Consider the following 23652-nt stretch of genomic DNA (forward strand, 5'->3'; position numbering starts at 1 on the left):
CACGATCAAACTAGCCCATTGCCGACCTGAGGCCGGCTACTGGGCGGCCCGTGTCGAGCGGCACGATGGACATGCACGCGGGCGTGCTCGACAGCGGCCGGAAGGTCGTCGTACAGATGCTTCTCGTGCGCCAGCGCCTCAAGTGCCCCCGTGCGGCTCACCAACGTCAGGTGCTGCGGACGGACACCCTTCAGCAGCACCGTGATGCCCCGCCGTTCCAACGTCCGTACCACGTCGCCGATCACCCGAGCTCCGGTGGCGTCCATGATCTGGATCTGGGACAGTCGCAGGATCACCACCTCGACGTGATCGATGGCGAGCACGCGGTCGAGCAGCCGTTCGGCCACCCCGAAGAACAGCGCCCCGTCCAGTCGGAAGACGGCGATCCGTGCGTCCGCGGGGTCGGCGGGTCCGGCGATCTCCTCGCGGTGAACGCCGCTGGATCGAGCCAGCGTCCGGAGCGCGAAGAGGGCAGCGACGCCGATGCCGATGCCGACCGCCACGATCAGGTCGAACGAGACCGTGATCACGGCGGTGAGCACGAAGGTCGCAGCCCCGGATCGGCTGGAGGACAGCACGCTGCGGACCGCTTCGCCGGGCACCATCCGGGTGGCAGTCACCATCAGCACGCCCGCGAGCGCGGACAACGGGATCTGCGAGACCACCCCCGTGCCGACATAGACCACGGCCAGCAACACCAAGCCGTGCGTGACGGCCGCCAGCCTGCTGCGGCCGCCGGACTTCAGGTTGACCGCGGTCCGAGCGATCGCACCAGTGGCCGGCATGCCACCGAAGAGCCCGGCAGCGACCGAGGCCAGTCCCTGGCCGACCAGCTCACGGTCGGCGTCGTACGGGCCGGTGTCGGAGATCGAGGCGGCGACCCGCGCCGACAGCAGCGACTCGATCGCCGCGAGGGCGGCCACCGTCAGGGCCGCACCCGACAGGTTCATGACCAGCACTGGATCCACCGGTGGCATCGACGGTGCCGGCAAGGAGTCCGGAAGCGTGCCGATTCGCGCGATCGGGGCATGCACCAGCGTGGCGGCCACCGTGACGATGACGATGGCGATCATCGAGCCGGGCAGCTTCGGATGCAGTCGCGGTGCACCGACCATGATCAGGGCAATCAGCAACACCGCGCCGATGGTCCAGAACACCTCCGGCGTCGAAGCCTGTCCGATCGACTTGATCGCCGCCACCACGGCGTTCTCGCCATGTGGAGACGGCACACCGACCGCGGCAGGCACCTGCTGCAGAAAGATGATCACAGCGATGCCAAGGGTGAAGCCCTCGATCACCGGCCAGGGAATGTAGCTGACCGTGCGACCGAGTTTGAGCACTCCGAGGAGCAGGACGAGTATCCCGGCCATGATCGACACCAAGGCGATCGCACCGGCTCCGTGAGTGGCGACGATCGGTCCGAGGACGACCACCATCGCTCCGGTCGGACCCGAGACCTGAATGTGGGAACCGCCGAAGACCGCGGCCACGATGCCGGCCACAACGGCCGTGACCAGGCCGGCCTCGGCGCCGGCACCGCTGCTGATCCCGAAGGCCAGCGCGAGCGGCAGTGCAACGATTCCGACGGTGACGCCGGCGAGCAGATCACCACGCCAGGTGTGCGGCAGGCGGCGATAGTCGCGCCGTCCGGGCAACAGCGGCATCAGATAGGACCGAACGCTCGCCACCGCGTTCGCTGGTCTCATCGCGTTCACCACGTTCACCGGCGAGCTCCGGCTGCGGTGGTCGGAAGCGCTTCGGCCAGCGCCAGTTGGGCGGTATTGGTCACCAAGATCTGACCGAGCAACTCCCGCGCAGTGACGAGCAGGTCGGCGACCTGCGGGTAGGCGAGCCGGTAGTACACCTGGCTTCCCCGCCGCTCGGCGACGACGAGATGGTTGCGTCGCAGCACACCCAGGTGCTGGGACAGGTGCGAGGGCTCCAAACCGGTCTCCGCCAACAGCGTCGTCACGGCCACCTCGTCAGCGTCTGCTGCCAACACCTCGAGCACTCTGATCCGCAGCGGATGGGCCAGCCCCTTGAAGAGATTGGCCTTCACCTCGTACAGGGGCCGCTCCCCTACCCAATCGCCCGGCACGGCCAGCACTCCCCACTGCTTGATGATTTGATGGAATCATCATATCGTCGCGAGCGCGGGTGAGCGACCGCGACTCCATCAGAAATCGACCGCACCCGAAGCCGACGATAGCTGCCACACATCAAGACGATCTGACCACCGGTGCATTCCTACCGTGCCCAACTGGAGGCCGAGAGCGAAGCACGTCTTCGACGTACCGTCGCGAGCGGCCGCTGGAGCGCAGTGAGTGATGACGCGGTCGTCAAAACTCTTCGTGGGTGGCGGGATCCAGGCCGAAGAGGCGACCGTCGGGACGACCGAGAGCGGTGATCTCGGTCATCTCGTCGTCGGTCAGATCGAAGCCGAACAGGTCGAGGTTCTCATATTGCCGCTCCGGCGAGGACGACTTCGGGATCGGCACGACGCCGAGCTGCAGGTGCCAGCGCAGGATCACCTGAGCGCGCGACACTCCGTACCGCTCGCCGATCGCACCGAGCAAGGGGTGAGACAACAGATCCCCGGCTCGGCCGATCGGGCACCACGCCTGCGTCACGATGCCCCGGTCGGCGTTGTAGGCACGCTGCTCGGCCTGGGGAAAGAATGGATGCAGTTCGACCTGGTTGACCGCGGGTGACACACCCGTCTCCTCGATCAGCCGGTCGATGTGGGAAGACAGGAAGTTGCTGACCCCGATGGCCCGGACGAGGCCGCGATCGCGCGCGGTGATCAGCGCCTGCCAGGCTTCGACGTAGCGATCCAGGCGCGGCAGCGGCCAGTGGATCAGGTAGAGATCCAGATAGTCCAGTCCGGTCCGGAACAGACTCTCCTCGATCGTGGCCAGCGCCTCATCGTAGGCATGATGTCGGCCCGGCAGCTTCGAGGTGACAATGATCTCCTCACGCGGCACCGAGGACCGACGTACGGCCCGCCCGACCGTGCCCTCGTTCTCGTAGTTCACCGCCGAGTCGATCAGTCGGTAGCCCAGCTCGAACGCCTGGATCAAAGCCTCGACGCCGGCATAGCCCTGGATCCCGCCAGTGCCGAAGCCGATCGCCGGCAGCGTGATCTCGGCACCAAACACCATCGGCACCTGCGACATGGAAGACCTCCTCGGAGCAGTGACAAGATCATCTTCGCCCACCCCGGGAGCGGATCGCGGCGGCGTCCACCGTCGGAGAGCTCGCCCGGCGGATGATTCGATGTGCTGCCAAGGGGCGCGTGATGAGGTCGCAGAAGCACCTGGCACGATCAGCCAGGTGAGTGATGAACCGTCCGTCCGTTGCGCCCAGGGGGAGGCACGGGGGGTCTGGCGGGACACCCACGGTCATCCACATCCGCGCTCGGCCGCATTCCTGGGCCTGCCGTTCGCCGAACCCCCGATCGGTGCACATCGATTCGGCGCGCCGGTCCCGGCTGGGCCCTGGCAGGGCGTGCGGGACGCCACCTCGTACGGCCCGACACCGCAACGGCGTGACTTCGGTCTGGTGACCGCCATCCCCGAACCCTCCATTCCCGGCGACTCCACCTTGAACGTCAACGTGTTCACCCCGGCACCGGGGCAGCCGTCGGCTCGGCTGCCGGTGCTGGTCTGGATTCACGGCGGCGGCTTCGAGGCCGGATCACCAGCCAGTCCTTGGTATGACGGCCGCGCCTTCAACCGGGACGGCGTTGTCACGGTCACCCTCTCCTACCGACTGGGATTCGACGGTTTCGGCTGGATCCCCGATGCACCGCACAATCGCGGTCTGCTCGACCAGATCGAGGCGCTGCGCTGGGTGCGGCGCAACATCACCGAGTTCGGCGGTGACCCCGACAACGTCTGCATCGCGGGTCAGTCCGCCGGCGGCGGCTCGGTCTGGGCCCTGCTCGTCACCGAGCAGGCTCGAGGCTTGTTCGGTGCGGCGATCAGCCAGTCCGGGCCGCTGGAGGTCCAGTCCACCGAGACCGCGGCCGCCCATGGTCGAGCACTGGCCGAGCTCGCGGGTGTGCCGTGGACCAAGGCTGGGCTCGCAGCCCTCAGCGAGGACCAGATCCTCGATCTGCAGGCCAGGATCGGGCACCGACCCCCACCGCGCAACCTGGCCGATGCTCTCCAGGGCATTGCCCAAGGCGGCATAGAGGGCACGCTCGCCTACCAGCCATACCTGGACGGCGACCTGATTCCGCACCACATCACCGCGGCACTGGCGGCGGGCACCAGTTCTGACATTCCGCTGATCGCCGGGGCCACCAGCCACGAGTTCACTGCCCTCGGCCAGCAGTACGCACCGCTGTTGGCCGATCACGACCTCAAACCACTGCTGCGGACGTCGCCGTACGGTTCGCTGGTGGAGACCGTGGCAGCCGGCTGCGGTGAGTTGCCAGGCGGTCCCGCGGCTCTCGTCGGGCAGACGCTGACCGAGCTCGTCTTTCGCGTCCCGCTGGTCAGGTGGGCGGAACTGCGCGGGTCAGCACCGACCTGGCTCTACGACTTCCGCCTCCGCCATCCCGAGACCGGGCTGGCCAGTCACTGCGCGGAGCTGCCGTATGTCTGGGATCTGCTCGATGCACCTCGGGTCGGGCAGACCTGCGGAGTGGATCCGCCCCAGGAGCTTGCCGATCTGATGCATCGATCCTGGGTGAGCTTCGTCCATGATCATCAGGCGCCCTGGCCGGCTTGGCGGCCCGAACGGCTCGCGGCCATCGCCGACCGCGTGCCGAGCCTCGGCCCGGCCTACCAGCTGGAATACGACATCATGAGACTGCTCCCGTGATCGGGCCATCGGCCCCGGCCGGAACCCCACCACCAGTCCAGCATCACTGACAGTTAAGGACGATGACGTGCCCAAGCCGCAGCTGCAGACCTTGACCGCGCCAGACGGGACGGTCTTCCGAGATCTCGACCATGATCAGCAGATGGCGCCGTTCGAGGATCCTCGGCGCTCCCCCGCCGAACGCGCCGATGACCTCGTCGGTCGGCTCTCGGTCGAGGAGAAGGTCGGGCTGTTCTTCCACGACATCATCGAGGTGGGACCCGGCGGCACGCTGATGGAGGGCGACGGCGCAATGGCTCGCTCCTCCACTCGCGAGGTCGTGATCGACAAGCTGATCAACCACGTCAATGTGCACGCCATGCCGTCGCCGCGGGAGTCAGCACAGTGGTCGAACGCGCTGCAACAGCTGGCGGCCACCACGCCGCACTCGATCCCGGTGACCGTCAGCAGCGACCCCCGCCATTCCTTCTCCGAGAACCGCGGTGCCGCGTTCGCCGCCGGCGCCATGTCGGCCTGGCCGGAGCCGCTCGGCCTCGCCGCGCTGCGGGATCCCGAGCGCGTACGAGAGTTCGCCGACATCGCCCGCCAGGAGTATGTGGCCGTCGGTATCCGCTCCAGCCTGCACCCGCAGATCGATCTCGGCACCGAGCCCCGCTGGGGACGCCAGTTCCACACCTTCGGCAACGACAGCAGCTTCGTCGCCGAGGTGGCGGCCGCCTACATCGAGGGCTTCCAGCTGGACCGCGAACTCGGTCCGACCTCGGTCGCCACGATGACCAAGCACTTCCCCGACGGTGGTCCGCAGCTCGATGGCGAGGACCCGCACTTCCCGTACGGGCGCGAGCAGGTCTACCCCGGCGGACGGTTCGAGGAGCATCTGGTGCCGTTCCGGCGCGCCATCGAGGTCGGCACCTCGGCCCTGATGCCCTACTACGGCATGCCGATCGGGCTGGAGCTGGACGGCGAGCCGATCGAGGAAGTCGGGTTCGGCTTCAACCGGCAGATCCTCACCGGTCTGCTGCGCGAGCAGCTGGGCTATACCGGGGTCATCTGCACCGACTGGGGTCTGGTGACCCGGCTGGTGGCCATGGGCAAGCCCCTGCCCGCCCGGGCCTGGGGCGTCGAGCACCTGTCGCCGCTGGAGCGGGTGGCCAAGGCGGTCAACGCCGGCGCCGACCAGTTCGGTGGCGAGGCGCTCACCGGGCTGCTGACCCAGGCCGTGCAGCAAGGCCTGGTCAGCGAGCAGCGGCTCGATGAGTCGGTACGTCGGCTGCTGCTGGTGAAACTCCAGCTCGGGCTGTTCGACGACCCCTTCGTCGACGAGGACGCGGCTGGGGAGATCGTCGGCCGCGAGGACTTCCGCGCTGCCGGTCACCGGGCGCAGGCGGAATGTCTGGTGCTGCTGCGCAACGAGCCGATCGGCGATGCGCCGGCACTGCCACTGCGGTCGGGGCTGAAGGTGTACGTCGAGGGCGTCGCGGACGAGGAGGCGGCCCGGCTCGGTGAGGTCGTCGCCGACCCGGCTGAGGCCGATGTCGCGGTGGTCCGACTGCCGGCCCCGTTCTCCCCGCGCGACGATCTGTTCCTGGAGGAGTTCTTCCACCAGGGCACGCTGGACTACCGGCCCGGGCGGCTCGCCTTGCTGCGCGAGATCGCAGCGGTGACCCCGTTGATCATCGACGCCAACCTGGAGCGGCCGGCCATCCTGACCCCGTTCACCGAGTTCGCCACGGCGATCCTCACCAGCGTCGGTGCCAGCGACGCAGCGCTGGCCGACGTGCTGACCGGGGCGGTCCCGCCGCAGGGCAGCCTGCCCTTCGAAGTGCCCCGATCCGCCGCTGCCGTCCGCGCATCCCAGTCCGACGTGCCCAACGACACCGAGGATCCGGTGTTCGAGCACGGTGCCGGGCTGCGCTATGGCTGAGTTGGGCTGTGTTGGTCGTCACTCACTGTGCGGCTGCGCTCCCAGGACTCCGTCTTCCCTTCTCGCTCGCAAGACGAAGAACATGTCTTGCTCCCTCGTCGGTCCAGACGGAGCCCTCGCTCCGCCTCACGGCCGCTCGCGACGGAAGCGGATCGGGAAACGGATCGGTCCGGTGTTGCCCGAGACCGGCAGCCACTCCCCCGGTCCGTCCGGTTCGGCGTCCGGCATCCGGCGGGCCAGCAACGGCAAAGCGACCGACATGTCGGTACGGGCGACGAAGTGGCCGAGGCAGTGGTGCATCCCGCCGCCGAAGCCGGAGTGCACAGGGCGGTTCTCGGCCAGCAGGTCGATATCGGGAGCATTGCCGGCCATCGCCGGATCCGTGCCGACAGCGTGCGAGAGCACCTGGACGATCCCGCCCCTGGGAATGTGCAGGCCGTTCAGGTCGACGTCCTCCACCGCCTCGCGGGTGACCCAGGTGACCGTCGGGTTCACCCGCATGATCTCCTCGACCGCCCGTGATCCGAGCTCGGGACGGGCGGCGAGGAGCGCCCACTGGTCCGGCTGGGCAAGCAGGCTCTGCAGCGCGAGACCGAGCTGATTGCGGGTCGTCTCCATCCCGGCGAAGGCCAGGAAGACCAGGGCGACACTGAGCTCGCGCCGCGTGAGCGCGTCGTCGTCCGCATGGGCTCGGATGAGGGTCGTCACCAAATCCTCGCGGGGATGCTCGGCACGGTCCGCGATGACCTGGTCGATGTAACCGGTGAGCCCCTCGAGCGCGGCCTCGATGCGTGGCAGATCGTGCCGTACGTTGATGCCGAACGACTTCCCGAGATCGTCGGCCCAGTGAGCGACCTGCGACCACTCGGCGTCTGGCAGGCCCAGCAGCAGACACAGGATGCGTGCTGCGTACGGCTCGGCGAACTCGGAGACGAACTCGACTCGTCCGCGAGCGGCGAAGCCGTCGATCAGCGTGTTCGCGAGCGCTTGGAACTGCGGCCGCATCGCCTCGATCGTCCTGCTGCGGAAGGCCGGCCCGAGCAGTTTCCGCAGTCTCAGGTGATCGGTGCCCTCCAGGCTCAGCAAGGTCTCGCCCCACCACTGTTGCCACGGCCCGTCGTGGATCCCGTTTTGCTCGGGCCAGCGGGCGGTGCCCTGCTGGAAACGTCGGTCCTTCAGCAGCGCGGTGCCCTGGTCGTAGCGCAGCACGGCCCACCCGTAGGGAGTCTCGGCGAACCAGTCCCGCCCGCGGGCGTCGTGCACGACATCGGAGTTGACGTCGAAGGTCGGGTCGGCGAGATCGAGGAAAGGCGCAGTCCCGCTCACACGGGTGAGTCTATGACGTTCGGATCGACGGCTCTCCCACGACGGGGGTCGTCGGCAGCCATCAGACCCGATGCAACAGAAGTGACTTCCAAACTATTAAGATGAGGTCAATCGACCCGGTTCCGACACAGATTCTCGTTACTCTTGGCGGCATTCCTGCACATTTGAGGGTCGCTCGGTTGGCACAACGACCCGCGGCCCGACCCGGTGGAGTCACATGGATGACCTGAACGAGCGCATCATCGCGATGCTGCGACAGAACGGCAGGACCACGTTCACGCAGATCGCCGCCAAGGTCGGTGCGAGTCGCGAGGTGGTCACAGACCGAGTACGGATGCTCACCGACAGCGGGCGGCTTCGTATCGTCGCCGGGGTCCATCCACTGGTCGTCGGGCTGTCCATCTCGGCGCATCTGTCGGTGTGGGTCACCGGTCCCGCACGTCCGGTGATCGAACAACTGGAGCAGTTCGACTCGTTGAGCTTCATCTCCGAGACCACCGGAGCCTTCCAGATCTCGGCGGAGACCTGGTTGCGTGACAGCAGGGAACTGAGAGATCAGGTGATCTCCATTCGGGCGATCCCCGGCGTGGTGGATGTCCAGGTGCTCGTCTTCGACCGGATCCTCTGCAGCTTCTTCGGGGACATGACTCCCGACACCGAGAAGCTCGCGCTGGATCGCATCGATCTGCAACTGCTCGATGTGCTGCAGAAGGATGGACGGGCTCCGCTCAGCGAGCTCGCGGCCCGGGTACAGCTCTCGCCGAGTGCCTGCCGACTCCGCGTCCTGAAGCTCATCGAGTCGGGCGTGATGAAGATCGGCGCGATCGATCAGCACACCGGCTCACCGGTCGATCTGCTGTTCGGGTTCGGCATCAAGGTCCTGGACGACGTACGCGCGACGAACGAGATCCTGAGCTCGGGTGTGGGTGTGGAGTTCCTCGCGCAGACGCTCGGCCGCTACGACCTCAAGGCAACCATCAGCTTCAGCGCGGTGAATCGCTTCCACCGGCTGATGCACCGGCTGCGCGAGGACCGGGCCATCGCGACCTCGGCGACCTGGCTGCATACCCGCATCGTGCGCGAACGCTACGAGCGGGAACTCATCGTCCCGTGACCTGATGCAGGCTTTGCCGGCGCCTGATCACGAGACGATGGCGCGTCGTGCTGAGTTCCCAGACTGCGCTAACTGGTCGCCGGGGTCACGTCCGTGTACTGCGGAGCGAACCGCACGCCGATCCAGGCGGAGAGGGTCAAGACACCGAAGAACCCGACGACCGACCAGAAGTTGCCGCCGGTCACGATCAGCAGGGTCGAAGCGATCGCCGGCGAGAGGCCACCCCACACTGCGGCGCCGACGCCGTACGAGAGCGACATCGAGGTGTAGCGCGACTGTGGGCGGAACATCTGCGCCATCAGAGTCGACAGCGGTGCCCAGGCACCACTCAGGGTCACCCGGATCAGGATGACGAACAACCAGATCAGGGCGACGTTCTTCGCCTGGATCGAGAGCACGAGCGGAATGATGACGACGAACGACGAGATCGTGCCGATGTACATCACCAGTTTCACGCCGATCTTGTCGCCGAGGTACGCGATCGGCAGGGTGACGATGGCCTCGACCAGGGAGGCGATCGTCATGGCGCCGAGGATGATGGCGGGATCGAGGCCGATCTCCGGGGTGTCGGCGTAGTTCTGGACGAATGTCGTGGCGATCACGTACCCGCCTGAGGACATCGCGATGATGCAGAAGCCGAGCAGGATCGGACCCAGGTTGTTCTTCAGCGCGAACAGCAGCGGCGCGGACTGCTCGTGTCCTTCGACGTTCTCCTCGAACACCGGAGTCTCTTCGACCCGGTAGCGGATCCAGAAGCCGACGCCGATCAGCACGATGCTGAAGAGGAAGGGAATCCGCCAGCCCCAGGACAGCAGCACGTCCTCGCCCATCGAGGCGAGGATCCAGAACATGCCGGAAGCCAGCAGTGCGCCGAGCGGGTTGCCGAGCTGGGTGAAGCCGCCGTAGAAGGTCTTCCACTTGGGCGGTGCGCTCTCGACCGCCATCAGGCTCGCGCCACCCCATTCGCCGCCGACGGCCAGGCCCTGCACGATGCGACACAGGATCAACAGGACGGGACCCCACATGCCGATAGTCGCGTACCCGGGGAGAATGCCGACGAGGGTGGTGGCGACGCCCATCATCAGAAGGGTGATGGTCAGGGCGGGCTTACGTCCGAGCTTGTCGCCGATATGTCCGAAGATGATCCCGCCGAGCGGGCGCATGAAGAACGCCACTGCGTACGTGCCGAACGAGGCCAGCGTGGCGAGCTTCGGATCCAGATCCGCGGGGAAGAACACGTGCGGGAACACGATCGCCGCGGCGGTGGCGTAGACGTAGAAGTCGTACCACTCGATCGAGGTGCCCACGAGGGCGGCGAATCCGCCCCTCAGAGCCCGGCGGTGGGAAGTTGGTGCGGCGGGTGCTGCGGCAGACATGAAAGCTCCTCTACTCAAGGAAGGCACGACTGTCCACGAGAGTCGTTGGGCTGAACCTTAGAGCAGGATGAGAGGGAGCAAGCCGCAGCGACGCGCCGGTCGGCCCTCGCCTGGCTGACGACTTGTGCCTTTCTGACACGATTCTGCAGCGGATCAGGCCAACCTCGGGTGCTGCACGACTCTCTTGCGAGCGCTCGGCCGCTGACGACGCGACTTAAGGAATCTCACAGCCTAAGCGCGTGGCAGGTTGCTCAAGGTTCTCGTCGGCGTCGACCCGTTCGACTGGCTCGATACGCTGGGTAGGTGATCGATCGTGGCCCTGACTTCGATGGAGTCCGGATCGGACGCCCGGCAACCGGCGCGCTGATCGACGCCGGCTACCGCACGATCGGCGACCTGCCCAAGGACCTCACCGAGCTACGGCATCTCCACGGTGTCGGGCCAAGCGCGATCAGACGACTTACCGAGGCGCGCAGCCAGCAGTCATAGCGGATCGGTGCCGATCCCCGGTCGCTATCTGACTACTGCGCGATGAAGGCCAGAATGTCGGCACGATCTGGTCGTCGTCGCCGTGAGCGATCAGGATCGGCACCTCCAGCGACCGGAGGTCGTCGGTCTGTAGTAGAGCTCGATTTCCTCGGACGTGGTGAAGTACGGCATCTCTTCCTCGCTCTCGAGCTGGGCGGGCGGGTCAGGACACGAACCGCTGGACGAAGGCGAGCGCCGTTTCGGCGACCTCTTGCCAGCCGTGGTCGATCGTCAGCGAGTGCCCGCGGCCGGGAACCTCGACGATCTCGGTGATGCCCGGGTTCTTGGACTGTTGCTTGTACGTGGCGCGGGTGATGGCCAGCGGGACGGTGTTGTCCTCTGCGCCGGCGATGACCAGCAGCGGACCTCGGTTCGGGTTCTTGACATCGACCGTGACCTCGTTGTGGAACGGGTTGAAGTTCGCGACCGCGGCCTGGAACAGCGGTACGCCGGAGGCCGGAACATGATGCTCGTCGTACAGTCGGCGTGCCTCGTCCTCCTCGAGGTTGTTGGCCCAGCCATAGGCGAACTGCGCGAACGTCAGCGCGATCGCCTTGCCTAAGTTCGTCGGGTTGCCCAGCACCGGCGCCGCAGACTTCAGCGACGACGCCGGAAGCGGCAGAACGCCACGGAAGGGCGCGTTGTCGATCGTCACCGTCGCAGCCGAGGCACCTTCGCCGGCGATCTTCTGCGCGATCAGGCCGCCGAACGAGTGGCCGATGACGGCGGGCTTGGTGACCAACTCCGAGATCGCGGCCAGGTAGTGATCGGTCACCTGCTGCACCATCTTGTGGGCAAAGACGTCCGGGTCCTCGCGAGCCGCCTCTACTGTTGGCGGGTCGTCCGGCCAGCCGGGCGCGATGGTGGCGTACCCAGCCTGCTCGAACAGCGAGCGCCAGGGTGCCCAACTGCTCGACAGCAACCACAGACCGTGGACGAAGACGACGACTGGACGTCCGCCGGCATTCGCCGCTTCGATCTCCGACTTTTCCCACTCTGCGATCTCGGACGCGATCTCGGACACGAGCGCTCTCCCTCCGGGCGATTGCACCTTGTGGCACGTCTCGACGCTACGCGGAGCCCTTCGGCGCCGTCGTCGGCAGATTGCGCACAGAATCGCGTGAACCGCGCACCCTGTCCTGCGCAGCCAACTCGCGGAACTCGCGCGGGGAGTTGCCACAGACGGATCGGAAGACGCGGGCAAAGGACGAATAGTCCGAGAAGCCGCTGCGTTGGGCTACTTCGGCCAGCGTCATTCCCGGTCGCTGCGCGCTGATCAGCCCGCGGGCGTGGGCAATTCGACCAGCCCGGATGTAGTCCCCCAAGCTCACGCTCTGTTGCCGGAGAAGCACATAGAGATAACGCAGCGAGATCGCATGCGCTCGCGCGATCATCGAAGCAGTCAGTTCGGGATCAAGAAGATGAAGGTCGATGAAGAGCACGACCCGCTCCCCCAGGGTCAGCGCCAGCGCCGGCCGCAACCTCGTCTCGTCCGCCGACACCGTTGCGATGAGAACGCGCATCATCTCGATCACCACGGGCCGCAGCGCCGAGAGCCCCTGATCCTCGGACAACGCACGGTTCGCGATCTCGGAGAAGAAGCGGGAGATCGGGCCGAAGACCGGATCGTCCGCGTCGAGCACGATCGCGGTGGCGCGTTCCACGGCTGACGGCGAGAAGCCGAGCTCGTTGGCATCAATGCTGATCGTGCGCTGAAGCGAGACCCAGTCCTGCTGTGTGGTGAACCGCGACCTGGTGCTGCTCAACACCGCGTCGCCCGGACGCGGTTCAGCGAAGCGCCCGTCCTGCCCCAGCACCACGTGCGCACCCCGTTCGAGATGCAGCGTCACCAGTTCCGGCACCGCACTGTCTGTCACCGGCCCCCGCCGGACGACCCCCGACGCTCCTTCCACATGAAACCCCTCCACGGTGCCGAACGGTGTGTCCGAACGATCGAAGTCGGCTCGCAGCCGCCCGGCCCGCGTCAGCTCCAATGCCAGTGGGAAGGGATATTGCGCGAATGCCCCGGTCAGCGTTGCCGCCCGATCCCGCTCCTGCACCCCATCGAGGCTGAAGGTCCGCATCCGCCCTCCTGGAAACGCCCAAGCACCCCGTGAACCCCTCTTAGGAGAGCATCCCGCGGTCCCACGCGCAAGAGGCTCTCTCCGGTGCCTGATCGGATCAGATCCAAACAGGTCAGGATTCGAGAAGCGAGACGTCCTGGCTCGAAACTAGAGTCCGACCCATCGGCGAAAACGTCTCGCAGGGTGCCAGCCGAAGGACGGCGGCGGCCTGCACTCCCCATCCGAAGAGGTCTCGATGAACACCCGAACAGATGCACCCGCCATCCCTGCCGACGCCAGCGACGGCGACGGCGACGGGCAGCCGTACACGGTGGACTTCACCGACGTCGCCATTACCGGTCTGGAGTCGTCGCCATTCGCGGCCGCACTCGCCGGCCTGCGGGCGAATGAGGCCCGCTATTTCAAGAACAAGTACGACCATGTCTTCACCGTGCTGCCCGCGACCCAGGGCAAGGCCACCCTCGACTGGGTGAACGCGATCCTCAAGGAAGAACGCGGCATCACCATCTCTTCGCGGCCGCTCGAGACGACCGACTTCCAGGTCGAGAACATCCGGATCGCGTACGTCTTCTACGAAAGCGGTCTGTCGATCAACGTCATGTACACGATGGACAATCTCGGCAAGCGGGCTGTCGGCTTCAAGCTCTCAGAAGGAATGGATGTGCCCGAGGAGCTTGCGTCCCGGTTCAAGTTCGCCAGGCAGAAATCGAAGCTCGCCGGAGTGATCCGCGGCTCCTACTTCGCCTTCAAGAACGATCACTGAAAACCGCCCGACGCCGTCGATGAGTATGTGTGTCAGGCGCGTTCGGAGCACAGCACCCGTGGTTCAGTGCAGTCGGCTGCCCGGCGCGCTGTTCGGCGTGGCAGATCTCGGCTCCCTGCCCACTCAATAGGTGTCGAATGCGACATCGACCGATGACGCGCCGCGCAACGGGGCGATCTGCTCAGCCTCGCCCTTCAGCGACTTCCTTTTCGCGGCCGGCAGCGAGTCGAAGGTCTTGATGCTGATGGTCAGGCTGCGCCCGCTCTTTCGTGGACGCCAAGTGCCGGCAATCTGTCCGTCCACGAGAATCGTGCCGGGGTCGCCAACCGGCCTCCATACGTCTCGGTGATATCTCTTGTCGACCAACGTCTCTCGGTCATGCAACTGCGGCAGCTCGGCCGGCTTCAGCTCGACCAGGAGCAGCACGTCCAGCGCCAGCACGCCCGGCGCGGGATGCGCTAGTTGCTGGCCGCTATCTCACGGACACGCTTGGCAGCAGCAGAGAGCAGCTTCGCCATCTCGTCGGCCAGGTCTGCGGTCACGTCTTCAAGGTAACCGGACATGGTTACAAGTGGTGTCAGAGTCTGGGGCAAGCTCTCGGCCAGTTCCTCTAGCGCACCGATCTCAACTTTGATGCCGGAGACTTCGCCGACGATGCTGCGGTGAATCCGAACCGGATTCCCGGCGCCGATTATTTCGTACTCGTGGCTTTGGTCGTCAGGTGTGCTGCTGCACCACGTCGGGCAGGGCCAGAGCTGGCTGAGCGTGTCGTCTGCGTCAGTGTGTCGCGCGGTCATCGGTCGGGTGTTCCTTTCAGGACTAGTGCACGTGTGGTGCACGTTCGTCACCATCTCCGAACCGAAACCGTCTCTGACTAGGCTAAAGACTAGTCGGGCTGACAGGATTTGAACCTGCGACCCCTACACCCCCAGTGTAGTGCGCTACCAAGCTGCGCCACAGCCCGCTGCGGTCGTCCGTCCTGACCCGACCACGACGGGGAACTCTACTATGCCGATGCTCCGAGGGCGGAATTCAGCCACACCGTGGGCTCGCCCCCAGAGATCGTGTGAACAAAGGCGGCGACTACGACGCACAGATTCACACGTTGTTCGGTTAGCGACGCGCCGCACCCATCAGCGCGGCCAGGCCCAGCACGCTGCGCGGCGCGTACGGGAGCCGCCAGAGTCCACCATGCACGGCGGCGTACGCCTCGTCCTGCCAGGGCTCTGGGTGCCGGGGTCCCCCGCCGGTGTGCAGGTCGTGGACCAGCAGGGCGGCCATCAACACGTTGGAGGTCGATGGCTCGAAGACCTCGACGCCGAACCGGTGCGCCCCGGCGTACGCGGCGGCCAGCGCGCGGTTCTTCACCACCGAGCGGGTGCGGGTCGGTGGTGCGACGTTCATCGAGACCAGCACACCGTCGCGCCGCGCGACGGTCGCGCGCCACCGCTGCAGCCGCTTGGCCAGCGCATAGTTGGGACCCTGCTGCGCGACCAGGCTGTCGCTGATCCCCGGGTCAGCTCCCGGCACGTACGCCCGTCGCAGCAGGCGCCCGCCGCTCAGGGTCCGCAGCGGTCGCCCCAGGATCTTGGCCGTCTTCGAGCGCTGCTCGTAAGCCGCCGTCGACTGCCGTACGGCATCGCCGGGCACCGCGAACACATCGGTCGGCGTGGCCAGGAACCCCAGCGCCGTGTCCGGTCGCTCCGCTACCAGCCGTGTGCTCAAGACATCGACGGCGGTCGATACCCGGACGTTCACGGCGCCGTCGGCATACACGTAGTTGCCCACGACCAGTTGGTCGTGGCCTGCGACGTCGGCCAGCCATGCGGCGACCGTCGGCGCGTCGGCCAGCAGGTCCGCGCCCGCTGACTCCGAGTCGGCTTCCGCCTTCGCCGACGGCAGCACCAGCTGACCGGCAGACTTCCGAGCCGCGCCGAGCACTCGGCTCCAGATCGCCGGCCGCGGCAGATCCACCGCGGCCACTCGCGCACCCCAGCGCAGCAAGGGGATCAGCGGCCCCATTTCCGCACCGGCGCCGAGCACCGCCACCGTCCGGCCTTCGAGCCGCAGCCACTCAGGATGGTCGAGCACCGCTCCCACAGCCTCGGCGACTGTCGGCTCTGCCACCCCAGCCTCGACCCAACGATCGACCTGTCTGCGCAGTTCGTCACCCCTCAGACGCGCGCCCCGATACGGAACCGACAGCTCGGTCTCCGGCTCAGCGCTCCCCCGCACCTGGGCAATCTCGGGCAGCCGCGACGCCTCCCAATCCGCCAGTGGAACCTCGCCGTCGACGGACTTCACCATCAACTGCCCACGAAGGGCGTCCAGCCCGGCGCGAGCCATCCCGACCGCGGCATCCGGCGAGCCGACACCGGCCTCGACCAACCGCCGGAAGTGCAGCAGATAGTTGCTCCGCCAGCCCGGCTCCTGCCGCGCGGCGCGCGCTCCCGCCGGATCGACATTCTGCAGTGCCGCCGCTACGACCGCTCGTCCGACGGCCGTCGTGCTGCGCCGTCCGTCCGTGCCACGCGGAAACACCACGCCATGACCTGGATGGGACACCGCCGTCTCCCCCGAGCCGGTGCCGTCCCCCGCGCCGCCAGCGGCGCCGGCCGGTTCATCCGCAGGCTCAGCGTGACTGCTTGCCACGCTTCTCCCGCGCCCGGACCTGCAGATGCACCGGCGTACCCGTGAAGTCGAACTCCTCCCGCAACCGACGCTCGACGAAGCGCAGATAGCCGTCCTCGATCTGGCCGGAAGTGAACAGGATGAAGGTCGGCGGTCCGGCGTGCGCCTGGGTGCCGAACAGGATCCGCGGCTGCTTGCCGCCTCGCACCGGATGCGGGTGGGCAGCAACGATCCGGCCGAGGAACGCGTTGAGCTTCCCGGTCGAGATGCGCTTCTCCCAGTTGCCGAGCGCCTCGTCGATCACCGGTCGCAGCCGGTCGACGTGCCGACCGGTCTGGGCCGAGAGGTTGACCCGCGCCGCCCAAGCGAATTGGACCAGATCTCGCTCGATCTCGCGGGTCAGATAGCGACGGCGCTCGTCGTCGGTGAGATCCCACTTGTTGAACGCGATCACCAGTGCCCGGCCGGCCTCCTCGACGGAGCTGAGAATCCGCAGGTCCTGCTCAGTGACCGGCTCACTCGCGTCGATCACCACGACGCACACCTCGGCGCGCTCGATGGCGCCGTGGGTACGCAGGCTGGCGTAGTACTCGTGCCCGGACGCCTCCTTGACCCGGCGCCGGATCCCGGCCGTATCGATGAACCGATAGACGGTGCCCCCGACCTCGACCAGTTCGTCCACCGGATCGACCGTGGTGCCGGCGGCATTGTCGACCACGACCCGCTGCCGCCCGGCGAGGGTGTTCAGCAAGCTCGACTTGCCCACATTGGGCTTGCCGACGATCGCCACCCGCCGCGGTCCGCCGATCTCGTCATCCCGCTCCCTCGGCGCGTTCGGCAAGGCATCCAGGATCGCGTCGAGCAGATCGCCACTGCCTCGGCCGTGCAACGCCGAGACCGCGTACGGCTCCCCCAGGCCCAGATTCCACATCGCGGCAGCCTCGGCCTCGGTCCGTGGATCGTCGACCTTGTTCGCCGCCAGTACGACCGGCTTCTTGCTGCGCCGGAGCACCCTGACCACGGCCTCGTCCTCGTCGAGGATCCCGACGGTGGCATCGACGACGAACAGCACCGCATCGGCGGTCTCGATAGCCATCTCGGCCTGCTCGGCGATCTGGGCGGCCATCCCGACCGCGTCGGAGACCCAGCCCCCGGTGTCGACCACCGTGAACTGGCGGCCGTTCCACAGCGCGTCATAGCTCACCCGGTCCCGGGTCACCCCAGGGATGTCCTGGACGACGGCTTCGCGGCGCCCGATGATCCGGTTCACCAGGGTGGACTTGCCGACATTGGGTCGCCCGACTACTGCGACGACCGGCCAGGTCTCGCGCGGATCCTCGTCGGCGAATCGGGAGACGGTCATCGCGGTGCGACCGCCGGGATATGCCCCACCGACACTCGACGGGCCAGGCCGACGATCACGTCGATCACCTCGGGCAGGCTCAGGTGGGTGGAGTCGACCACGACCACGCCGTCCGCAGCCTCGGTGAACGCGGCGACCGTTGAATCGTCCCGGTCGCGGCGGATCACCTGGTCGGTCACCTCGGCGCTGGTCGCTTTCTCCCCCAGCTCGGCCTGCCGACGGGCCACCCGGGCCGCCGGATCCGCGACCAGCAACACCCGGACCGGTGCCTCCGGGGCGACCACCGTGGTGATGTCCCGACCCTCCGCGACGATTCCTTTCCGGGTCCCGCCGATGATGGCTCGCTGCCGGGCGATGAGGTTTGCCCGGACCGCCAGATTGGTGGCGACCGAGCTGACCGCCGCCGAGACCGCTGGCTCTCGGATCGCCTCGGTGACATCGGTGCCGTTGATGGCGATTGCCGGATCCGACGGCTCCAGAGTGCTGGCGATGTCGGCGGCTTCGATCAGGGCGGCGACCGCGTCGGCGTCGCCGGTATCGACACCGGAGTCGAGCACCAGCCTGGTGGCCGCGCGATACATCGCACCGGTGTCCAGGTAGGCCAGCCCGAGCTTCTTCGCAACCCCACGAGCGGTGCTCGACTTGCCCGACCCACTGGGTCCGTCGATGGCGATCACCAACCGCTCGGCCTCAGGTGCGGGGCGGCGAGGCGCCTTTGCGGGCTCAATCTCGTCAGACACCCGGTCAGACTACTGTGTTTGTCGTCACTCGCTCTGCAGCGGAGCCGCTCGCGACGGGAGCCGACGGAAGGGCATGGACGGTCAGGGCTGGACGAACCAGCCGCGACCTGCCATCCGTGCCGCCAGTCCGGCCGCTGCGTCGGGAGCGACCGCCAACGCCAGATAGCCGACCTGCCGGTTCTGGTCGTGGTCGATCGACACGTCCTCGACGTTGACGCCGAGCTCGTCCACGTCGGCGAAGAGCTTCGCCAACGCGCCCGGCGTGTCGGGGATCTCGACCACCACCTGTTGGTACGCGACCGCAGGCGCACCGTGCTTGCCCGGGATCCGGCGGGTGCCGGTGACCGCACGGGCCAGTCGATCGCGCAGCGCTCGAGTATCGCGGTGCCCGTCGGACCGGATGGCCGCACCATCCTCGATCGCACCGATCAGCTGACCGAGATCGTCTCGAACCTGCCGAAGCTCGGACAGCACAGCCGCTGAGTTGGCCGTCAGAATCTGCTCCCACAGTCCCGGGTCGCTGCCGGCGACCCGGGTCACATCGCGTAAACCGGGACCGGCCAATGCCAGATCCTGCTCACCCATGGTGGTCAGATGACCAGCGGTCAACACCGACATCAGATGCGGCAGGTGCGAGACCCGGGCCACCGCGGCGTCATGCTCGTCCACGTCCATGATCACCGTCCGCGCATCGCACGCTCGCGCGAGCCGGGTGACCGCGTCGATCGCCGCCGGGTCTGAGCGTCGATGCGGCGTGATCACCCAGGTGCGGTCGGCGAAAAGGTCGGCCCGCGCCGCGGTGGGTCCGGAGTGCTGGGTGCCGGCCATCGGGTGCGAGCCGACATAGCGATGCAGCTCACGGTGTCCCCACAGGGTGTCGAGCACCTCCGCCTTGACCGACCCGACATCGGTGACGGTGGCGTACGGATAGGTCTCCAGCGCGGTACGCACCACGCCGGCCAACGCTCGGGGCGGCACCGCCACGACCACCAGTTCCACGGCCGACGCAGACGGAGTCTCCACCGATCCGGCACCCAGCGTCTCGGCGACCCGGGCATGGCTGACCTTGGCATCACGCAGGTGGACCGCCCAGCCCTGCTGGGTGAGCGCGGATCCGATCGAGGCTCCGATCAACCCGACCCCGATCACCACCACCCGCGAACGCTCCTCCGCAGACTGGTTGGCGTTCACCCGCCGTCGGGCCCGGGCTCGGCCTCAGGCTCAGCGATGCCGACCAACTCAGGTGCCGCGGTCAACAGCTCGGTCAGCCAGGCCCCCTTCACCCGGCGGAATTTGCGGGGCAGCGGCCGGGTCCGATCCAGGATCGCGACCTCCAACGCCCCTGCGCCCAGCTCTCGTGGGGTCGCGTTGGGCCCGCCGTCGCTGGACAGCGCCCGTACCGCCAGCTGGACGGCGGCGGCGAGATCCAGGTCCCGCCGGTAGCCGCGTCGCACCGCCTCGGTGATCGCCTCGGCCGACCCGCCCATCACGGCGTACGCGTCCTCATCGGCGACCGAACCGTCGTAGGTGAGCCGGTAGATCTGGTCGAGTTCCGGCGTCGCCCCCAGCTCGGCGACCACGATCTCCACCTCGTACGGCTTCTCCCCACCGGAGGAGAAGATCGTGCCCAGCAGTTGTGCGTACGCGTTCGCCAGGCCGCGTCCGGTGACATCGGTGCGGTCATAGCTGTAGCCGCGCAGATCGGCGTAGCGGATGCCGGCGGTCCGCAAGTTCTCGAACTCGTTGTAACGTCCGACCGCCGCGAAGCCGATCCGGTCGTAGATCTCGCTGACCTTATGCAACGCCTGGGAGCGGTTCTCCGCGACGAACACGATGCCGTCGGCATAGCGCAGCACCACCACCGAACGGCCCCGGGCGATTCCCTTGCGGGCGAAGTCCGCCCGATCCTTCATCTGCTGCTCAGGAGCAACGTAGAACGGCATGCTCACAGCAGCGGCGCTCCTGGTCCGTCGGGCCGCCGCATCCGGGCGGCGATGACCTGATCCACGATCGCTGCGACCGCGTCGTCGCTCGCCCGGGTCACCCCGTCTGCGGTCGCGGTCATCACGATCGGGAAGATCCGCCGGGTGAGATCGGGGCCGCCCGTGGCCGAGTCGTCATCGGAGGCGTCGTACAGCGCCTGGATCACGGCGGTGGCGGCCTCGGTCGCCGTCAGATCGGGCCGATAGAGCTTCTTCAGCGAGCCGCGAGCGAACACCGAGCCGGAGCCCACCGAGAAGAAGGCCTGCTCCTCGTAGCGTCCGCCGGTGGCGTCGTAGGAGAAGATCCGGCCTTCCTGCCGCGCCAGATCCCAGCCGGCGAACAGCGGCACCACGACGAAGCCCTGCAAGGCCATGCCCAGGTTCTGCCGGATCATGGTGGCAAGCCGATTCGCCTTGCCGACCAGCGACAGCGGGGCACCTTCGATCTTCTCGTAGTGCTCGAGTTCCAGCTGGAACAGCCGCACCATCTCCACGGCCAGACCGGCCGAGCCGGCGATCCCGATGATCGAGTACTCGTCGGCCGGGTAGACCTTCTCGATATCGCGCTGGGCGATCATGTTGCCCATCGTGGCTCGCCGGTCGCCGGCGACGACCACACCGCCGGGAAAGGTCGCGGCGACGATCGTCGTGCCGTGCGGCGCCAGATCAGCCACCGAGGCACCAGGGCTCTCGGCGCGGGCCCCGGGCAGCACGTTCGGCGCGACGGCCGCAGCGAAGTCGGTGAAGGAGGACGTGCCGGCCTGCAGGAAGGCCGGCGGCAGCGCGGTCAGTCGTTCGGTCACTGCCCGCCCTTCTGCACGAACGACCGCACGAACTCCTCGGCGTTGTTCTCCAGCACCGAGTCGATCTCGTCCAGCAGCGAGTCGACGTCTGCGTCGAGCTCGGCCTTGTGGGCGCTGTCGGCCGGTGCCAGTTCCTCGGCGGCCTCGGTCTCTGTGTGCCGGGACCTGCTCTTGTGTTCTGACTCAGGCATCTGTGCACCTCCTACACCTTGGGCTGATGTCATGACCAGCCTATCCGTGTCAGTCGTCACTCGCGGTGAGGCCGCGCTCCCAAGACTCCGTCTTCGCTCCTCGTTCGCAAACGGAAGAACGTGTTTGCTCTCTCGTCGCTCCAGACGGAGCCCTCGCTCCGCCTCACGGCCGCTCGCGGTGTGGTCGTCGCTCGCGGTGAGGCCGCGCTCCCAAGACTCCGTCTTCGCTCCTCGTTCGCAAACGGAAGAACGTGTTTGCTCTCTCGTCGCTCCAGACGGAGCCGTCGCTCCGCCTCACGGCCGCTCGCGGTGTGGTCGTCGCTCGCTGTGAGGCCGCGCTCCCAAGACTCCGTCTTCGCTCCTCGTTCGCAAACGGAAGAACGTGTTTGCTCTCTCGTCGCTCCAGACGGAGCCCTCGCTCCGCCTCACGGCCGCTCGCGACGGGGCTCCAGGTTCTCGAACAGCGCCACGACATCATCGCTGGCGTCGATCACCGGGCCGACCTGGGCTTTGGTGCCCTTCAACGGATCCAGCAAGGGCAACCTCTGCAGGGCGGGTTTGCCGGGCACATCGAAGATCACCGAGTCCCAGGACGCGGCGACCACCGCAGGACCGTACTTCTCCATCACCCGCCCCCGGAAATAGGCCCTGGTGTCGGTGGGCGGCGCCAGCCGGGCCTGCTCGATCTCCTCGCCGGTGAGCAGCTGACGCATCCGACCCTTGCGGACCAGGGCAGCGAACAGGCTGCGCTGGGGATCCACGTCGCAATACTGCAGGTCGATCAGCGCCAGCTTCGGCGATGCCCAGCCGAGCCCGTCCCGATTGCGGTACGACTCCATCAGCTGCAGCTTCGCCACCCAGTCGAGCTGATCGGCCAGCTCCGTCGGGTCGCGGCGCAGTGTGTCGAGGACCTCCTGCCAGCGGGTGAAGATGTCCTTCGCCTCGATCCGGGCTGACTCCCCCAGCTCGCCCGCGTGCCGCTCATAGCAGGCCCGGGCCGCGTCCAGATAGACCTCTTGCAGGTCCATCGCCGTCACCCGACGGCCGTCGACCAACCGCAGCAGCTGCCGGCAGGTCGGGTCATGGCTGACGGCTCGCATGGTCATCACCGGCTGGTCGACCCGTACGGTGGGCGGCACGAGCCCGGCCTCGATCGCCCGGAGCACCCAGGACGCCGTGCCGACCTTCAGGTAGGTGGAGATCTCCGACAGGTTCGCGTCACCGGTGATCACGTGCAGCCGTCGGTGCAAGGTGGCGTCGGCGTGCGGCTCGTCGCGGGTATTGATGATCGGCCGGTTGAGCGTAGTCTCCAGCCCCACCTCGGCCTCGAAGAAGTCGGCCCGCTGGCTGATCTGGAACCCGGGTCGCTGGCTCGCCTGGCCCAGACCGACCCGGCCGGCACCGGTGAACACCTGCCGGGAGACCAGGAAGCCGGTGAACTGGGTCACCACCCGGTCGAACGGGGTGCTGCGCTCCAGCAGATAGTTCTCGTGAGTGCCGTAGGAGGCGCCCTTGCCGTCGGTGTTGTTCTTGTAGAGGCGCACCGAGCAGCCGAGGTTGCGACTGGCCTGGGCGGCAGCGATCGCCATCACCACATCACCGGCCTTGTCGTAGCGCACCGCGTCGAGCGCGCTGGTCACCTCCGGGCCGGAATACTCCGGGTGGGCATGGTCCACATAGAGCCGGGCTCCGTTGGTCAAGATCAGATTGGCCATGCCGAGGTCGTCGTCGGTCAACTGGTCGGGGTGCGCCTGAGCGCGGTTGATCTCGTAGCCGCGGATATCGCGCAGCGGTGTCTCGGTCTCGTAGTCCCAGCCGGCCTGCCGGGTGGTGGTCGTCCAGCCGTAGCCCTTGACGACATGGTTCGACAACTGCATCGGGTGCAGCTCTTCACCCACCGGCTGCCCGAGCGCCGAGATCCCGTACTCCGTCTCGATCCCCATCACCCGGAGGGCTGGGGGGAGTTCTGGGGACGCGAGCTGACTCATGAGGTCAGC

Annotated in this window: 22 protein-coding genes and 1 tRNA gene; 5 read left to right on the forward strand and 18 right to left on the reverse strand. The window is 67.3% G+C overall.

All coding sequences use genetic code 11. The features are described 5' to 3' along the window. Window positions 1-5: 5 nt before the first annotated feature. From MLP_RS12570 to MLP_RS12580, 3 genes are all read right to left on the reverse strand, one after another. Window positions 6-1706 carry a SulP family inorganic anion transporter gene (locus tag MLP_RS12570; RefSeq protein WP_041792199.1) on the reverse strand — a complete coding sequence of 567 codons (1701 nt, stop codon included), beginning with the start codon at window positions 1704-1706 and terminating at the stop codon, window positions 6-8. Between the two features lie 14 nt (window positions 1707-1720). Beyond that, complete coding sequence (locus MLP_RS12575; RefSeq protein WP_013863476.1) at window positions 1721-2107, reverse strand: ArsR/SmtB family transcription factor; 387 nt, start codon at window positions 2105-2107, stop codon at window positions 1721-1723. A gap of 232 nt (window positions 2108-2339) precedes the next feature. Further along, the gene (locus MLP_RS12580; RefSeq protein WP_013863477.1) at window positions 2340-3176 is read right to left on the reverse strand and encodes an aldo/keto reductase; all 837 of its coding nucleotides are present in this window, start codon (window positions 3174-3176) and stop codon (window positions 2340-2342) included. 157 nt (window positions 3177-3333) lie between these two features. Here MLP_RS12580 and MLP_RS12585 point away from each other — a divergent pair, with 157 nt between their 5' ends. Then, the gene (locus MLP_RS12585; RefSeq protein WP_049804537.1) at window positions 3334-4830 is read left to right on the forward strand and encodes a carboxylesterase/lipase family protein; all 1497 of its coding nucleotides are present in this window, start codon (window positions 3334-3336) and stop codon (window positions 4828-4830) included. A gap of 67 nt (window positions 4831-4897) precedes the next feature. Next, window positions 4898-6754, forward strand: coding sequence for a glycoside hydrolase family 3 protein (locus MLP_RS12590; protein ID WP_013863479.1), 1857 nt, complete (start codon window positions 4898-4900; stop codon window positions 6752-6754). Window positions 6755-6880: 126 nt separating this feature from the next. Here the strand turns inward: MLP_RS12590 and MLP_RS12595 are convergent, their stop codons facing one another. Next, window positions 6881-8080, reverse strand: coding sequence for a cytochrome P450 (locus MLP_RS12595; RefSeq protein ID WP_013863480.1), 1200 nt, complete (start codon window positions 8078-8080; stop codon window positions 6881-6883). Between the two features lie 217 nt (window positions 8081-8297). Between MLP_RS12595 and MLP_RS12600 the strand changes: the two genes are divergently transcribed. After that, window positions 8298-9194, forward strand: coding sequence for an AsnC family transcriptional regulator (locus MLP_RS12600; RefSeq protein WP_013863481.1), 897 nt, complete (start codon window positions 8298-8300; stop codon window positions 9192-9194). A gap of 68 nt (window positions 9195-9262) precedes the next feature. On the opposite strand, the gene MLP_RS12605 is transcribed toward MLP_RS12600, so the two are convergent. Continuing rightward, window positions 9263-10570, reverse strand: a complete 1308-nt coding sequence (locus MLP_RS12605) for an MFS transporter (protein ID WP_041790016.1) — start codon at window positions 10568-10570, stop codon at window positions 9263-9265. Between the two features lie 303 nt (window positions 10571-10873). Here MLP_RS12605 and MLP_RS12610 point away from each other — a divergent pair, with 303 nt between their 5' ends. Then, window positions 10874-11059, forward strand: a complete 186-nt coding sequence (locus tag MLP_RS12610; protein ID WP_013863483.1) for a hypothetical protein — start codon at window positions 10874-10876, stop codon at window positions 11057-11059. Window positions 11060-11261: 202 nt separating this feature from the next. On the opposite strand, the gene MLP_RS12615 is transcribed toward MLP_RS12610, so the two are convergent. Both MLP_RS12615 and MLP_RS12620 read right to left on the reverse strand, forming a co-directional pair. Further along, entirely contained in the window at window positions 11262-12122 is an 861-nt protein-coding gene (locus MLP_RS12615; RefSeq protein WP_013863484.1) for an alpha/beta hydrolase, read from the reverse strand. Window positions 12123-12168: 46 nt separating this feature from the next. Beyond that, window positions 12169-13182: an AraC family transcriptional regulator gene (locus MLP_RS12620; protein ID WP_013863485.1), complete on the reverse strand. Its 1014-nt coding sequence runs from the start codon at window positions 13180-13182 to the stop codon at window positions 12169-12171. Window positions 13183-13417: 235 nt separating this feature from the next. Here MLP_RS12620 and MLP_RS12625 point away from each other — a divergent pair, with 235 nt between their 5' ends. After that, window positions 13418-13945, forward strand: a complete 528-nt coding sequence (locus MLP_RS12625; RefSeq protein WP_013863486.1) for a hypothetical protein — start codon at window positions 13418-13420, stop codon at window positions 13943-13945. Between the two features lie 123 nt (window positions 13946-14068). Here MLP_RS12625 and MLP_RS12630 read toward each other — a convergent pair whose 3' ends face one another. The 11 genes from MLP_RS12630 to dop all read right to left on the reverse strand — a co-directional run bounded on the left by MLP_RS12630 (window position 14069) and on the right by dop (window position 23643). Further along, window positions 14069-14386, reverse strand: coding sequence for a DNA glycosylase AlkZ-like family protein (locus MLP_RS12630; RefSeq protein WP_013863487.1), 318 nt, complete (start codon window positions 14384-14386; stop codon window positions 14069-14071). 17 nt (window positions 14387-14403) lie between these two features. Then, window positions 14404-14742 carry a DUF6907 domain-containing protein gene (locus MLP_RS12635; protein ID WP_013863488.1) on the reverse strand — a complete coding sequence of 113 codons (339 nt, stop codon included), beginning with the start codon at window positions 14740-14742 and terminating at the stop codon, window positions 14404-14406. Between the two features lie 93 nt (window positions 14743-14835). Next, window positions 14836-14909 (reverse strand) — tRNA-Pro (locus MLP_RS12640). A 149-nt stretch (window positions 14910-15058) separates the two neighbouring features. Beyond that, window positions 15059-16597, reverse strand: a complete 1539-nt coding sequence (locus MLP_RS12645) for a hypothetical protein (protein WP_013863489.1) — start codon at window positions 16595-16597, stop codon at window positions 15059-15061. Continuing rightward, window positions 16578-17939 (reverse strand): ribosome biogenesis GTPase Der, encoded by a 1362-nt coding sequence (gene der / locus MLP_RS12650; protein WP_013863490.1) that lies wholly within the window; start codon window positions 17937-17939, stop codon window positions 16578-16580. Before der ends, MLP_RS12645 begins: the two co-directional genes overlap by 20 nt. Next, entirely contained in the window at window positions 17936-18679 is a 744-nt protein-coding gene (gene cmk, locus MLP_RS12655; protein WP_013863491.1) for a (d)CMP kinase, read from the reverse strand. Before cmk ends, der begins: the two co-directional genes overlap by 4 nt. An 81-nt stretch (window positions 18680-18760) precedes the next feature. Beyond that, complete coding sequence (locus tag MLP_RS12660; RefSeq protein WP_013863492.1) at window positions 18761-19870, reverse strand: prephenate dehydrogenase; 1110 nt, start codon at window positions 19868-19870, stop codon at window positions 18761-18763. Next, entirely contained in the window at window positions 19867-20628 is a 762-nt protein-coding gene (prcA, locus tag MLP_RS12665; protein WP_013863493.1) for a proteasome subunit alpha, read from the reverse strand. Before prcA ends, MLP_RS12660 begins: the two co-directional genes overlap by 4 nt. Beyond that, window positions 20625-21464, reverse strand: coding sequence for a proteasome subunit beta (prcB, locus tag MLP_RS12670; RefSeq protein ID WP_013863494.1), 840 nt, complete (start codon window positions 21462-21464; stop codon window positions 20625-20627). Before prcB ends, prcA begins: the two co-directional genes overlap by 4 nt. Next, entirely contained in the window at window positions 21461-21655 is a 195-nt protein-coding gene (locus tag MLP_RS12675; protein ID WP_013863495.1) for a ubiquitin-like protein Pup, read from the reverse strand. Before MLP_RS12675 ends, prcB begins: the two co-directional genes overlap by 4 nt. Window positions 21656-22080: 425 nt before the next feature. Further along, the gene (gene dop, locus MLP_RS12680) at window positions 22081-23643 is read right to left on the reverse strand and encodes a depupylase/deamidase Dop (RefSeq protein WP_013863497.1); all 1563 of its coding nucleotides are present in this window, start codon (window positions 23641-23643) and stop codon (window positions 22081-22083) included. Between the last annotated feature and the right edge of the window lie 9 nt (window positions 23644-23652).

This window comes from Microlunatus phosphovorus NM-1, from assembly GCF_000270245.1.
In the GTDB taxonomy this organism is placed as follows: domain Bacteria; phylum Actinomycetota; class Actinomycetes; order Propionibacteriales; family Propionibacteriaceae; genus Microlunatus; species Microlunatus phosphovorus.